This window comes from Subsaximicrobium wynnwilliamsii, from assembly GCF_007997225.1.
Lineage (GTDB): Bacteria > Bacteroidota > Bacteroidia > Flavobacteriales > Flavobacteriaceae > Psychroserpens > Psychroserpens wynnwilliamsii.
On the sequence record NZ_VORM01000011.1, the window covers coordinates 101,005 to 114,088 of the forward strand.

Annotated in this window: 11 protein-coding genes; 2 read left to right on the forward strand and 9 right to left on the reverse strand. The window is 39.5% G+C overall.

Translation table 11 applies throughout. The features are described from left to right. Positions 1-398: 398 nt before the first annotated feature. The 8 genes from ESY88_RS11040 to ESY88_RS11075 all read right to left on the reverse strand — a co-directional run bounded on the left by ESY88_RS11040 (position 399) and on the right by ESY88_RS11075 (position 9,951). On the reverse strand, positions 399-2,102 hold the full coding sequence (locus tag ESY88_RS11040; protein ID WP_147086822.1) for an exosortase/archaeosortase family protein: 1,704 nt from the start codon (positions 2,100-2,102) through the stop codon (positions 399-401). A gap of 87 nt (positions 2,103-2,189) precedes the next feature. Beyond that, positions 2,190-2,483 (reverse strand): hypothetical protein, encoded by a 294-nt coding sequence (locus tag ESY88_RS11045; RefSeq protein WP_147086823.1) that lies wholly within the window; start codon positions 2,481-2,483, stop codon positions 2,190-2,192. Between the two features lie 10 nt (positions 2,484-2,493). Continuing rightward, the gene (locus tag ESY88_RS11050; RefSeq protein ID WP_147086824.1) at positions 2,494-3,030 is read right to left on the reverse strand and encodes a hypothetical protein; all 537 of its coding nucleotides are present in this window, start codon (positions 3,028-3,030) and stop codon (positions 2,494-2,496) included. A 260-nt stretch (positions 3,031-3,290) separates the two neighbouring features. Beyond that, complete coding sequence (locus ESY88_RS11055; RefSeq protein ID WP_147086825.1) at positions 3,291-4,526, reverse strand: DUF6638 family protein; 1,236 nt, start codon at positions 4,524-4,526, stop codon at positions 3,291-3,293. A gap of 118 nt (positions 4,527-4,644) precedes the next feature. Continuing rightward, positions 4,645-5,229, reverse strand: a complete 585-nt coding sequence (locus ESY88_RS11060) for an NUDIX domain-containing protein (protein ID WP_147086826.1) — start codon at positions 5,227-5,229, stop codon at positions 4,645-4,647. A 36-nt stretch (positions 5,230-5,265) separates the two neighbouring features. Beyond that, positions 5,266-7,218 carry an AAA family ATPase gene (locus tag ESY88_RS11065; RefSeq protein WP_147086827.1) on the reverse strand — a complete coding sequence of 651 codons (1,953 nt, stop codon included), beginning with the start codon at positions 7,216-7,218 and terminating at the stop codon, positions 5,266-5,268. 148 nt (positions 7,219-7,366) lie between these two features. Beyond that, positions 7,367-8,404, reverse strand: coding sequence for a hypothetical protein (locus tag ESY88_RS11070; RefSeq protein ID WP_147086828.1), 1,038 nt, complete (start codon positions 8,402-8,404; stop codon positions 7,367-7,369). 203 nt (positions 8,405-8,607) lie between these two features. Beyond that, positions 8,608-9,951 carry a coiled-coil domain-containing protein gene (locus ESY88_RS11075; protein ID WP_147086829.1) on the reverse strand — a complete coding sequence of 448 codons (1,344 nt, stop codon included), beginning with the start codon at positions 9,949-9,951 and terminating at the stop codon, positions 8,608-8,610. 171 nt (positions 9,952-10,122) lie between these two features. On the opposite strand from ESY88_RS11075, the gene ESY88_RS11080 reads away from it, so the two are divergent. Together ESY88_RS11080 and ESY88_RS11085 are read left to right on the forward strand one after the other, a co-directional pair. Further along, complete coding sequence (locus tag ESY88_RS11080; RefSeq protein ID WP_147086830.1) at positions 10,123-10,920, forward strand: MBL fold metallo-hydrolase; 798 nt, start codon at positions 10,123-10,125, stop codon at positions 10,918-10,920. A gap of 106 nt (positions 10,921-11,026) precedes the next feature. Next, the gene (locus ESY88_RS11085) at positions 11,027-11,260 is read left to right on the forward strand and encodes a hypothetical protein (RefSeq protein WP_147086831.1); all 234 of its coding nucleotides are present in this window, start codon (positions 11,027-11,029) and stop codon (positions 11,258-11,260) included. A gap of 70 nt (positions 11,261-11,330) precedes the next feature. Here ESY88_RS11085 and ettA read toward each other — a convergent pair whose 3' ends face one another. After that, positions 11,331-13,022: an energy-dependent translational throttle protein EttA gene (gene ettA, locus ESY88_RS11090; RefSeq protein ID WP_147086832.1), complete on the reverse strand. Its 1,692-nt coding sequence runs from the start codon at positions 13,020-13,022 to the stop codon at positions 11,331-11,333. Positions 13,023-13,084: the final 62 nt, after the last annotated feature.

The window sequence follows — 13,084 nt, forward strand, 5'->3', positions numbered from 1 at the left end:
ATAGAGGAAATTTGCGAGTACTGAATCCTCCAGAAAGTTCTAACTTAAGGTCTCTCTATTTTCTTTGTTTTTCCACCAAAAGAGATATACGGCACTCATGTTTATAATCATGATTAAGGGAATATAAATTGACGCATCCAGATGAGCTATTTTAATAAAAACTACAATTCCCATTATAAGAAGTACGAACAATACAGCCACGAATTTCATCACTGTAGTATATTCTTTATTTTTCAGTTTTGACATTTTCATTTTTATTTTTTCGGAAAGATTTTTATTTTAGCTCGTTGCCAACCAATTTTAGAGTTGCTTTATTTTTTAAAAGTTCTAAAACCTCTAAAATTAAAGTACAACATATTTCAATGGTTTATTTTATAGGGCTTATAGATGATCAACTCCTATTCTTTTGGCTCGGCCGATTTCAAGGAATCCAAACGCTTTTGCAAGCGGTCAATTTCCTCAGTATTCCTATTGGTTGAAGGCACTGCCATAATGGAGTCCACCGCATTTTGAATCATCAAGTCCTCGTCGGTTTCAGCATTCTCATAAAAATAGCCAATACCTTCACTGGCCCTCCACGCTTCGTTCAATTGATCATAAATGGCCTGATCCCAAGTGCTTGGGTGTTTAACATCAATCCAAACCACATCACGATATTCACTGTCTATCAAAGCGAGATCTGGCGTTGCCGCTCCATCAAACTGTCCTGCATTACTCTCTCTTATGGCAGAGATGGTACCCAAGAAAAAGAGTCGTCTGCGGCCTGCAATATCCTTGATGTAAGGTCTAAATTCCACCGGTTTATTTACAGACCAGTCAAATTCCTTCCTGGATTCGATAACCTTTAAAGGCATTGCTGAAACGCCTGCATAACCTTGCTTTTTGGCAGCATGATCATAATAATACAATTTATCAGTGCCATCGGCGGGTACAAAAACGCTGAAGCTCAAACTGGTGCGCTCTGCCCCTATGGGTTCTAAACCAAACCAATGATAGAGCCCGCTGTAAGCATCGCTCGCTGAACCGGCAAAATCAAAATCGGTCACGAAAGGTTGTTGATTTTGATCACTTGCCAAATTGGGAATCTTTACAGCAGTTTCCATATTCCAAGGTAATGGATCGCTAAAACCCCCCAAAAATTTAAGTGATTCGGCCTGCAAGCGTGAGACCTTTTGCGCCAAAGTATTTTGTTTGGTTAAATAGGGATAGTTTTTCAATTCGTCTGGTGAAATGTATTTTCCTTTACCAATGGCTATTCTTTCAAGATAATCGTTAAAGTCGTGCTCACCACTTTCAATGACCATCACACCACCAAAACTTGGATACGGAAAGAAAAAGCCTTTCCACTTAATCAAGCTAACCACCTCAACCCATTCACCACTATCATTTTTCATATAAAAGGTGTCGCCTGGCTCGTAATTGATCAACATCCACGGATTGAAACGCTGTACGACTGCATTGTAGGTGTTACGACTGAATTTCAGCGATTCTCCAATTGAAAAAATCACGGGAATTCTATTTTCCGCAGAAAAGCGCGGAAAAGGAGAGGTGCTGGAAACCGAAAAAACTTCCTCAATATCATCCCGTATTTGTTGTAAGCTGTATTTTTCCGAAGGTTGTATGGCCATGGTCCATTTGTTCTCATTATCTACACGCACCAAATGAGGCAAGGACACGTCTTTGGTCTCTCCCACGCTTTCATTGGCCATGGAATAGATGTTGCGCAAGGGCTGAATGCGTTCATTTTGCGTTAAAGGCAGCTCATTTATTTCCACTTTATTGAGATCGTTGAACACATTATAAGTCTTCATATAATCATAAAATTTGAGGTGCCAGCCCACCAAATAGATAAGCGCAAAAAATGTGATCAATAGCGCCAAAATACCCAAACGCCTGCCTGTGCTGGCTGAATTTCGAAAAGCACGTAGGCCAAAAAACAAGACTATCAAGCTGAGCAAAATTACAAATATGTATTTTCTAACAAATAACAAAACGGGCTGATAGTCATCACGCAGCACAAAGAGCGCAATGATCAAGGCTGCAATGACCAAAACACTGATGATTTTTTGTTTTACACCTCTTCTCCAATAATTTGCAAACATGGGCTACTTATTTAATGGTTTTTGATTGATTTTTTGATCTTACAAAATGGTTTTCTGCTGAAGCAAAACAAATTGAGGGTTCACATCTCATTTAAAAGAAGATTCCGCACTTACCTTTGAATTGGACATTTTTTTTATTTTCTTTAGAGCTTTCCGCCGAGATCGCATTCTTTTGTTATAAATGATGTGTCCTAAAAGGGCTAAAACAACAGCAAATATCACTGCAAGCGGTAAAATAGTATCAAAGTTCCAACCGTTTTTAAAATTGATTATGGCTATTTGAACCAGCATCAACAACAGGGCTAGCCCAAGTAGGAAATAGCTGAAATACCTTTGGAATTTTCTTTTTTTGATTTTTTGATTTTCAAATGGTTTGGTCATGGGTATCGTTTTACATTAAGCCTTTATCTTTCAACCGCTCACGAGCTGATTTTTTATTTGGATCTGGTTCCTCTTTAATGTCCTCTTTGGCCTGCTCAACAGCATTATTGTCCTTATGCTTTAAATCGTCAAAAAAGTCCCTACCGCGATCAACCGCAACATCAAATTTATCTTCTAGCGAATCACTTTGGGCCCCAACGGCCTGAGTGGATTTTATGATGAAGCTGGCCAAATAAGTCCCAATCAAAGTGCCAAATATTGCCGAAGAGAATAAGGAGAGCCCTTGATAATTGACCAAAACCTGAAGCGGTGTTAAAAACTCTATGACCACTGCTGCAAAAAGAAATACGGCAACCAGAAAAATAAGGCGCGGCAGAAAAGCCTGTTGGAAAATAAAGCCTTTTTTACTATTGGGCTTCATTTGTAGCTTTTTGCTATTGACCATTCTATTGACAAGACGGTATGCGCCATTTCCATTGGACTCTCTCCAATAGATGAAAATGCCAAAAAGGATGGCTGCGATAAATGTGATGATTTCTAGTCCCATGGTTGAAAAAATTTAATGTTCAAAGTTCAAAGTTCAAGGTTTTCCTAATGCTAACGAAAAGCTGTACCAAGTTTTGCGGTTCTAACTAAATCGAGTCCTTGCTGCCAAATCAACAAACTCTCAAATTTGAGCTTCATTATTTCTGTTTTCTAAAGATAGGAAACTTCCTATTCTTCCGCCTATCTTTTTAGTTGGATAATGCCACTTCAAACTCCATACTTTTTAGTTCTAATGCTGTGTTTCCAAGGATATGCCTTCCGTTAAATATTCTTTTTAATAATCTCGATAATCCAATCTTTCAATGAATCATCCAAAGGCTCATAGATTTTATAAAACAATTGTTTATCATACCAATATAAAAACAGCACATCTTTTGGTGCGACATTGACCAGTAGTTTCCAAATTAAATCCTGGTGTTTAGCTGGTAGACTGGAGTGCGGCTCATGCAAGGCTTCAAATAAATCAACATCTACGATATCTGAAATCTTAAAAGCATTGCTGGTTTCCATCTTTTCAAGATAGCGTTCTACACTCATCACTGTTTTGCGCGGTTCGAGATCTAATTTGTTCAAATAACTTTTAAACAACACCGAATCGTTTAAAATGACCTGTATGGGGTGTGCTGTGTTCTTTAAATACTGAGCCAACATAAATTTTTTGATGCGCTCGTAGCGTTTGGTTTTCACAATGGCTTCCAAATCATAACTTATTATGAGATGATCCTGCAGTTTCGCCATGAGTTCTGGCTGTGAAATGTGAAAAATGATGACCTCATGCACTGTATCCTTAATGGCCTCTTTATACCATTTCAAATCTTGGAAAATCACAATGGGTGCAATAAAATCACGCAATACATAAACGCCTCCAAAAGCTTGCGTGTAGAAAGAACTTGTAGAAAAATCCAAGGCTGGCAGTTCTAAATTTCGATGGCGAAGGTCTCCATAGGCTTGAGCTGACCGAAGAATTTTGCCTTGTAAATCCTCATCAATAAAATTATTGCCTTGTTTAAAGGTATCAATAAGCTGCAGTTGCTCTTGTTGCTGATGGTAAAGATTATCCATCAAATGAAAATTGATGTGAATGATATGGTATTTTAAGACATCCAAAGGTTCATAAAAAGCATCTATTTTTTGGTCAAAATCGATACAGATGGCAGAATCCCGCGTGATGTCACGAATTTGATCGGCATAATTTTTAAATATCAGCTGCATCATGTCCCTATCAAACGTATGATAAGGCATATAAACTGGCTTATTTTGTTGTATTGGGGAAATGATGATCCCATGCGGATTTGATGCGCCATTGCATAAATAGTGGCTTTCCTCCTTTTCCATTGCAATTTCAGGGCTCCAGCCAATGCCGTCAATTGAAAAGTTGGTCAGTTTCGTTTCTGTAAGACCCAACTTTTTTAGGCATTTATTATAACGCTCCACCAGCTTCCCAGAAATCGGGATGAGTTCATCTCTATATAAATGTGCTGCTTTTAACTTTTGCATCTTTAGTCCCTGCCAATGCAGGAATCTTTTTAGTGGTTACTCGTATTTATAATCGTCGTAATTATTGAACATCTATGTTACGCATTTGCGGCATATTTTTTATAAATCATGAGCAATCTCATGAGTGTAACAATGTATTTATTTGAGCATATTGCAATAACATAATTGTTTTTGCGTCAACAATATCGCCGTTTTCAACCATTTCCAAAACTTTGGAAAATGATAACTCCAAAACTTCAATGTCTTCATTTTCACTAGCTAATCCGCCTCCTTCATCCACCTTCAATTCCTGCTTATATTCTGCTACAAATAAAAACATTTTTTCAGTTAACGCTCCAGGCGACGTATACGCTGTTAATACCTGTTTGGCATTTTTTATTTTATAGCCAACTTCTTCTTCTGTTTCTCTTATTATGGTTTCTAGCGGGCTGTCTTTATGGTCTATTGCACCCGCACAAACTTCAATGGACATGCCCTCTTCTCTATGGTTCTCATAAATTGGCATTCTGAATTGCTTAGTTAGAATCACAGTGCTGTTTTCTACATTGTACAACAAAATCGCAGCGCCATCTCCTCTATTGTAACTCTCCCGCGATAAACGTTTCCATGCTCCGTTTTCGAATTGATAATCATAATCGATTCTGTTTAATGTTCCCCATTGTTTTGAGAGCGTTGTATGGGTTATGTTTTTGATTTTATTCATAAGTCTATTCTCTTTCTTCGATAACACTTAATCACTTCAGTTTCCAAATTGTTCCCGAGCTTCCGCATCAATATGCATTTGATTGACGCGTGATTCTACTTTTCGTTTGAAATCGGTGTCGGCAATGGTGGCAACATTGTCTAAATAACGCACGACCTCTTGACGTCGGATTTCAGAAAAGTCCAATCCTTTCATATTGGCGCGCATCAATTCCTGTAGCATACCAAATTTCGTCTCGTAATCCTTTTTGAAATAGGTCTCTGGATTGTCAAACCAAGACTGTTCCAAATCGAAGTCGGTCAATCTCAGGGAAACGGCACTTTGGATGTTTCTTACATCGCGCGATGAAAAGAACGGAAAAATCTTCTGGACTTCCTTGTACAAATTGGCGTAAAACAATTGCTCATTGGTTTTATACTGTTTTTCCATTTTGTCGTAAACCTCGAAAACACGTTCCTCTGTGGGTTTGTTGGTCACATTAAGAATTTCGCCCATATTTTTTGCCAAACCTTGATCTTGAAGATAATCGTAATTTTCAGGATTTTTCATATTCACAAAATCGGGCATGGTGTCATCAAACTTGCGCCACCATAGATGATCTTGATCTAAAAAGTCGTGTTCTGTGCGGGCACCATCAATCTTGAAACGTCCTTGCACACGGGAGATGACCGCTTTATCCAACATTTCTGGAAGATTGGTAAAAAGACCAATGGAACTATTGCCATAATTCACGGCATACGCACCTTCCGTATAACGTAAAAACACACCTATCACTTCCTTGACACCTGCTGAAACACCTTGTGCGGTTCGTTCCTGTAAATTATTTTCGGCATCATCAATGGGTGCGAAAATCAATTTTGAAGGATCTTGCAAAGGTTTCATCCAATCCACCATTTTTTCTGCAGAACCCCCTTGAAAGGTTGAAATAAGCGTGTCTGGCATGGGATGGAACAGAAATGGAATATCCAGGTTATCGCTGTGTTCTTTCAATCGGGTTGCAATGGCGGCAATGAGCATGCTTTTTCCAGTTCCGGGAATACCGTAGCCCATAAAAACGGGCATAAAACCACCCAATTCTTGAAACGGATTCTTTTGTGCGGTAAAATCGTAACTCAGTAAACGCTCGGTCAAACGTCGCGCAAAATGCTTGGCGTCTCTGTTCCCAACAATTTGTTCAAATTGTATTTTATTAAACTCCACACTCTTCGCAGCCCCTTGAAACGCATTGTCCCAACCTGAAATCGCGAAATCTGATTTTTCCAGTTTATAGGTTCTATCGATAATGGTCTCGGTATATTCCAAACTGCTTTTACGCATTTGTATTTCGGCAATCAAGGCCTGAAAAAAGACCACTGTAAAATCCACCACATCCTGATCTGACTTGATCATTTCTGGATGCCCCAAATACTTGTCGTAATAGAACATGGCGCAGGACGTTCCTTTTAAAGGCGTCATCAAGGACACTTCGGGAATGCCGGCAAACTTGTTTTTCATGACACTCAAATCGTCGGAAACGGAAGTCTGTAAATCAAATAAAATCTTATATGCTGCGGAAAACAACATAAACGCCGTGGCGGTTTGCATCTTGCTTTCGTATTCCCGTTTCCCGGAAGTATCCAAAGCCGACTTATTTTCTATCAGGCTGGAAAGTCCGGAAGCATCGTAGTAACTATCCTTAATCCAAATGCCAAGTGTGAGCCCTTCCTGCACCGCATACAGCGTTTGGTTCAAATGCAAGGGGATGGCGATGGAATCTGGCAACAAACGCTTCTTAAGGTCTAAGATGGTCTTTGAGACCGAGGCGCCTTCCGCAGCGTTACCTTTGGCGCGATTGAGATACAATAAAATCGATTCGTCCTTGTTGTCCTTATTCTTATTTTTGGCGCGTTGCCCTTGCTCCCATTGCACACTTTTGATGTAAGACGTTGCTTCATCCCGAAGCATGTCCAGTTCATTTTGTTTTATGGGAAAAGTTGAGTTGTGTTCCATTTTTTTTTAATCTTCAGTATTCAATATTCAGTCTTCCGTCTTCCGTCTTCCGTCTTCCGTCTTCCAAAACGCATAACATCAAAAATCCATTGTTCCACTTTCTTTTTTAATAGGCATCCCAAACTACTTTCTGCCAACTGAGGACTGCCTACTGCAGACTGCTGACTTCAAAAGGAGGTTTTTCAAGCGTCCCCATGATTTCTGGCGTTTTACTATACAGCAATTGGATGATGCGATGGGGTGCAAACACATATTTTTTATGTTGTACCGTTTTCCATTTTTGCAAGGTTTGTTTACTAAAATAGCCGCCTTCTGTAAATTGGCTTCCCGAGATGACCTCGTCAATACTTAAAGCAACTGCATAAGACTCTAAAGGGATATTCTTGTTGGCAATATTTTCTAGAATGACATGGGTCACCTCGTCCCCATCTTTTGCAAACACATTGTGAAATGGCCCCAAATCAATTCTTTTGATATGTTTGGGCTGTATATCTGGCAACTTGCGATCAATACCGTAGGCCATGATGTCGAGATCCATGTCGCGATCGGCAGTGGATTTGAGCACTTCATAAATCTCCTGCTTATAGCTCTCTATACTTTTTCCTTCATAATCAAAGTACATGAAACACACGTAAGGCCGATTGTTAGACACATCATAAAAACTCCAACTGGTCATATATGAAGCCGCAGAGCCCTCTGGCGCATCTATGATTTTTCCTTGTACAAAACGGTTGAAGATGAATTTCTGTTCTACGGAAGTATAATAAACAATGGAAGCCGCTTCAAAAAGTTTGTCTTTTTTGATGGGTTGCTTCTTATGCAACAATTGCGTTAGAAACTCTTCCTGCAACTCACTAACATCTTTAAGCTTATTGAGGTAGTTGCCTTTGAGCGATAGATCATTGAATAAGTATCTAAACTCCAAATAATTGGGAAGTCCAGATTTGGTAAGATCCACCTTCATATTGTCCTCTTGGTCATACATATACTTTACACGCATGGCTTCAATGGAATAGGAGAGTAAATCGCAATATTGATTAAAGAAGATCAACTCCTGTTGGGTGCATAACTCATGCTTCTTCACACTCGAAATGAGCTCCTTTAGCGCGAAATCAAGCATTTTGTGATAAAAGACATACTGTTCCTTCGAGTCTAGGATGGCGGAATCTAAAGGGGTTACAATCATTTTTATGAGGCTTCAATTTTATCGTTTTCTGCTGAAAGACCTTACCACTGCATGAAACAATATTTCGTTTAGTGATTTAGTAGTATTGGAACTAGCATTACAGCAGGTCGTAATCGATTTCAAAATGCATTGGGATAATTAAGTTGGATGTATAATCCTACAAGGTTTTTGAAACCTTGCAGGATAGCAATTCCAAATATACCCTAAGATAATAAATCGTCGGCTCCAGCTTTTGGTTTTGAAGAAGCAGCGGGTTTAGCATCGTCTCCTGTTGGCGCTGCAGCATCGGCTTTGTAGTAATCTTCAAATATTTCTTTCATATCAATGCCATACCGCTCTGAGAAATTCTTCTGTATGTCAAGATCCTTCGCTCTAATTTCCTGCAAAGCTTCCGCATAGCTGCTATAAACACCTTGCATGACTTTTTCATGAACTGGGATATTGTCCATCATTTCTTGACGTGCTTTGGCGCTCGCGGTATGCATCGACGCTAGGGTTTCTCCAATATGTTCATCGGTTTTCACACCCAAATGCTCTAAAATGGCAGCGAATTCCTGATCGGTTCGCGCCTTTAGAGCCACCACATAACCGTCATAGTATTTAAGACGCTCTTCTGTATCACTCTTTAATTTGGCGCGATGTGTTTGCAAGTTGCTTCTCAAGGAAGTCAACACCTTAATGGTCAAATTATGCTTGTGCACGAAACTGTCTTTTGATGCAGCCAAGGTGGTGTAGGCATTCTTGAGACCTTCCAGTTCTTCGACCTCTTGCTCAATAGTGGTCACTTTACCAATGGCTTCAGCATAATTTGCCGATTGCTTGTCCACAATTTCCTCAAGAGCTTGGCGCGCTTGTTTTAGAGCTGCGTATTTTTCCTCGAGTTTAGCTTCAACCTCTTTCTTTTTCTCTAAGGATTTTATGTGATTTTTAGTGGCCTCAACAATTGCAGTTTGAAGTTTATCTTCGACCTCCTTGATCTCCACCTCTCGATTTTTAAGTCGCGTAACCGCTGCCTGTGACTTGTAACTTAATTCGCTAAGTAGCGTTTGAACATCTGCAGACTCTATACGCGTTTGAAACATGGCTTTCGCCTTATTATCGGCAGCATCTCTATCTTTTTGAGCGGTTTGCAGATCCTGCTGTGCTTCCTTGATTTTACTTTTGCGGCCCCAAAGATTATTCCACCAGCTATCTGGCTTGGCTTCAGCATCTTCCAGTTCAACTTTAGAACGCTCCAAGCGTTTTACGGCATCGTCAATGATTTTTTGCTCATTGGCATTTAATGAGGAGAATTTTTCAAAAATGATCCCAACTTCATCTTGATAATCGGTAAGATCCTTAATGGCATCCAATAATGTGCTGCGGTCTTTTTCAGCCATGTGAACCACGTCGTCTAATGTAGCATTAAGGATTTTTTGACGACTTTCTGGATCATCTTCCTGGGCTAGTTTGGATTTCATCGTGTCAATGGCTTTGCCCCAGTTGACATCTACTTTTTCACTTTTTTCGTTGGAGTTGGTCTCCAATAAATCAAAATCATTAGACATAGTATAGGTAGTGTTTAGGTTGAAATTTGTTTTGGAATAGCAATGTCGTTAAAAAATATGGTTTTTGAAACTATTACATTCGTAATTTATTGGTAGAAAAAATCAATAAAATGTTACAGCTGATCTTAAAAATGTAGGTTTGTTATTATCTTTGAACAAAATTCTATAATTATGAAAACCAACACCTTATTACTAATGTTCTTTTTAGCTTTGCTAAGCGCTTGTAAAACAGAAAAAAAAGAAGTCGGCGAAAAAGACATGAACACCAATACTCCTGAAATGCAAAAAAGCGAGAACGCGTCCCAAAAGGAATTGAAAATATCACCAATTGAACATGCCACTATGGTTTTGACTTATGGCGATGATCAAATTTTCGTAGACCCAACGAAGGGCGTGGAAGCCTTTAAGAAATTTTCTGCACCTCAAATTGTGTTGATTACCGATATACATGCCGATCACTTTGACTTGGAAACCCTTAAAGCCCTAAACTTAAAAAACACTACCATAGTTGCTCCAAAAGCGGTAGCCGATCTATTTCCTAAAGATTTTAGATATGGAAAATTAATCATTCTCGATAACGGGGAAACACAAAACATCATGGGTTACGATATAGAAGCCATCCCAATGTACAATTTGAGAGAAGAGGCTTTGAAATTCCACCCCAAGGGACGAGGTAACGGTTATGTGATCAACTTCGGATCTAAGCGCATCTACATTTCAGGGGATACAGAAGACATTTCCGAAATGAGAAATCTCAAAGACATTCAAGTGGCCTTCGTTTGCATGAACCTTCCTTATACCATGACCGTGGAAAGTGCTGTGAGTGCTGTATTGGAATTCAAGCCTGACAAAGTCTATCCCTATCATTATAGAGGTACGGATGGTTTGAGTGACATTGAAAAATTTAAGACAATGGTCAACAAAGGCGATGAAAGTATTGAAGTCGTAGCGTTGGATTGGTACAACTAAAATAATTGAACATCTTAAGGGTCAGACCTCGAACTTTTTTATAATGAAATAGTTGAGATTGTAATTAAAAATGTATATTTGATTTCCCAAGGCTAAAAAACTTAACATGAATTCATTTATCTCCTTACCGAATTTGATACTCGTTAGCGCTACCCAGCTCACAATAGTACTAATCATTACCGCCACGATATTTGCAATTTTCATTGGTGCAGCAGTGATAAAAATGTTCAAGCTAAAGGCAGAGAGCAAACGATTATTAGACAATAGCACCTTTAAAAAGGATGTAGATAAAAGCTACAAAGATTTTACCGATAGTCATTTATACGATAGTAATAACTAAAAATTTATACATTACAACATAAAAAAAACCTGCAAGTTGCAGGTTTTTTTATGTGTGATACTTTCTAAAATCATCTCACTAACTTTTTATATTTTATTCTCTTGGGCATGAGATCACCGCCTAAACGTTTTTTCTTGTTTTCTTCATATTCAGAGAAACTACCTTCAAAGAAATAGACTTGACTATTGCCTTCAAATGCCAAGATATGTGTGCAGATACGGTCTAAAAACCATCTATCGTGAGAGATGACCACTGCACAGCCTGCGAAATTTTCCAGACCTTCCTCCAAGGCTCTCAAGGTATTGACATCAAGATCGTTGGTAGGCTCATCTAGGAGCAGCACGTTACCTTCTTCCTTCAGCGTCATCGCCAGGTGCAAACGGTTACGTTCACCACCAGAAAGCAATTTCACTTTTTTATTCTGTTCACTGCCCGAAAAATTGAATCGGCTCAAATAGGCTCTAGAATTCACTTGTCTTCCGCCCATCATGATCAACTCTTGTTCATCACTAAAATTTTGCCAAATGGATTTTTCAGCATCAATATTGGAGTGTTTTTGATCAACATAAGCCAATTTTGCGGTTTCACCGACCTTGAACTCGCCTTTATCTGGGTTTTCCTCGCCCATAATCATCCTGAAAATCGTTGTTTTACCAGCACCATTGGGCCCAATAACACCAACAATTCCCGCTTGAGGCAATTTAAAATTCAAATCCTCATACAGTAATTTGTCATCATAGGCTTTGCTTACACCATTGGCCTCAATCACATTGGTTCCCAAACGCGGTCCGTTAGGGATGTAGATTTCCAGTTTCTCGTCGAGTTGCTTTTGATCTTGGCTCAACAATTTGTCATAATTGTTTAAACGCGCTTTCTGTTTGGTCTGTCTTCCTTTAGCGCCTTGACGCACCCATTCTAGCTCACGCTCCAAGGTTTTTTGACGTTTGGAAGCTGTTTTGCTCTCTTGCGCCATGCGCTTGGACTTTTGATCCAACCAAGACGAATAATTCCCCTTCCATGGGATGCCCTCACCTCTATCCAATTCCAAAATCCAACCTGCCACATTATCCAAAAAGTATCTATCGTGGGTTACCGCGATAACAGTGCCCTTATACTGTGCCAAATGATGCTCCAACCAATGTACCGATTCGGCATCCAAGTGGTTGGTAGGCTCATCCAATAGCAAAACGTCGGGTTCTTGCAACAACAAGCGACATAAAGCCACACGACGTCGCTCCCCACCAGAAAGTACACCTATTTTTTTATCGCCTTCTGGGGTGCGCAATGCATCCATAGCGATTTCTAATTTGGTATCGAGTTCCCAAGCATCTGCAGCATCAATTTGATCCTGTAGCACCGCTTGGCGATTCATCAATTTCTCCATTTTATCGGGATCACTATACACTTCCTCAAGACCAAATTGGTCGTTGATTTTATTGTATTCGTCAAGGATTGCAACCGTTTCTGCAGCACCTTCACGCACTATTTCCATCACGGTCTTATCATCGTCCAATTGTGGGTCTTGCTCTAAATACCCCACAGTGTAGCCCGGAGAAAACACAACATCGCCCTGATAATTGGTATCCACACCTGCGATGATTTTCAATAAGGTGGATTTACCAGAACCGTTGAGCCCTAAGATTCCAATCTTTGCGCCATAAAAGAAACTCAAATAGATGTTTTTAAGCACAGGCGTATTTGCACTTTGATAGGTCTTTGTGAGACCAGACATTGAAAATATTACTTTTTTATCGTCACTCATTGTTGTTTGTTGTTAGTTGTGGAGTTGTTAAGTCGTTAAAGTAACGACTGCATACTGAAGAC

Bases quoted from the DNA above. Each gene is read 5' to 3' on its own strand.
- ESY88_RS11040 (WP_147086822.1), bottom strand. From the start codon at position 2,102: ATGTTTGCAAATTATTGGAGAAGAGGTGTAAAACAAAAAATCATCAGT.
- ESY88_RS11045 (WP_147086823.1), bottom strand. From the start codon at position 2,483: ATGACCAAACCATTTGAAAATCAAAAAATCAAAAAAAGAAAATTCCAA.
- ESY88_RS11050 (WP_147086824.1), bottom strand. From the start codon at position 3,030: ATGGGACTAGAAATCATCACATTTATCGCAGCCATCCTTTTTGGCATT.
- ESY88_RS11055 (WP_147086825.1), bottom strand. From the start codon at position 4,526: ATGCAAAAGTTAAAAGCAGCACATTTATATAGAGATGAACTCATCCCG.
- ESY88_RS11060 (WP_147086826.1), bottom strand. From the start codon at position 5,229: ATGAATAAAATCAAAAACATAACCCATACAACGCTCTCAAAACAATGG.
- ESY88_RS11065 (WP_147086827.1), bottom strand. From the start codon at position 7,218: ATGGAACACAACTCAACTTTTCCCATAAAACAAAATGAACTGGACATG.
- ESY88_RS11070 (WP_147086828.1), bottom strand. From the start codon at position 8,404: ATGATTGTAACCCCTTTAGATTCCGCCATCCTAGACTCGAAGGAACAG.
- ESY88_RS11075 (WP_147086829.1), bottom strand. From the start codon at position 9,951: ATGTCTAATGATTTTGATTTATTGGAGACCAACTCCAACGAAAAAAGT.
- ESY88_RS11080 (WP_147086830.1), top strand. From the start codon at position 10,123: ATGAAAACCAACACCTTATTACTAATGTTCTTTTTAGCTTTGCTAAGC.
- ESY88_RS11085 (WP_147086831.1), top strand. From the start codon at position 11,027: ATGAATTCATTTATCTCCTTACCGAATTTGATACTCGTTAGCGCTACC.
- ettA (WP_147086832.1), bottom strand. From the start codon at position 13,022: ATGAGTGACGATAAAAAAGTAATATTTTCAATGTCTGGTCTCACAAAG.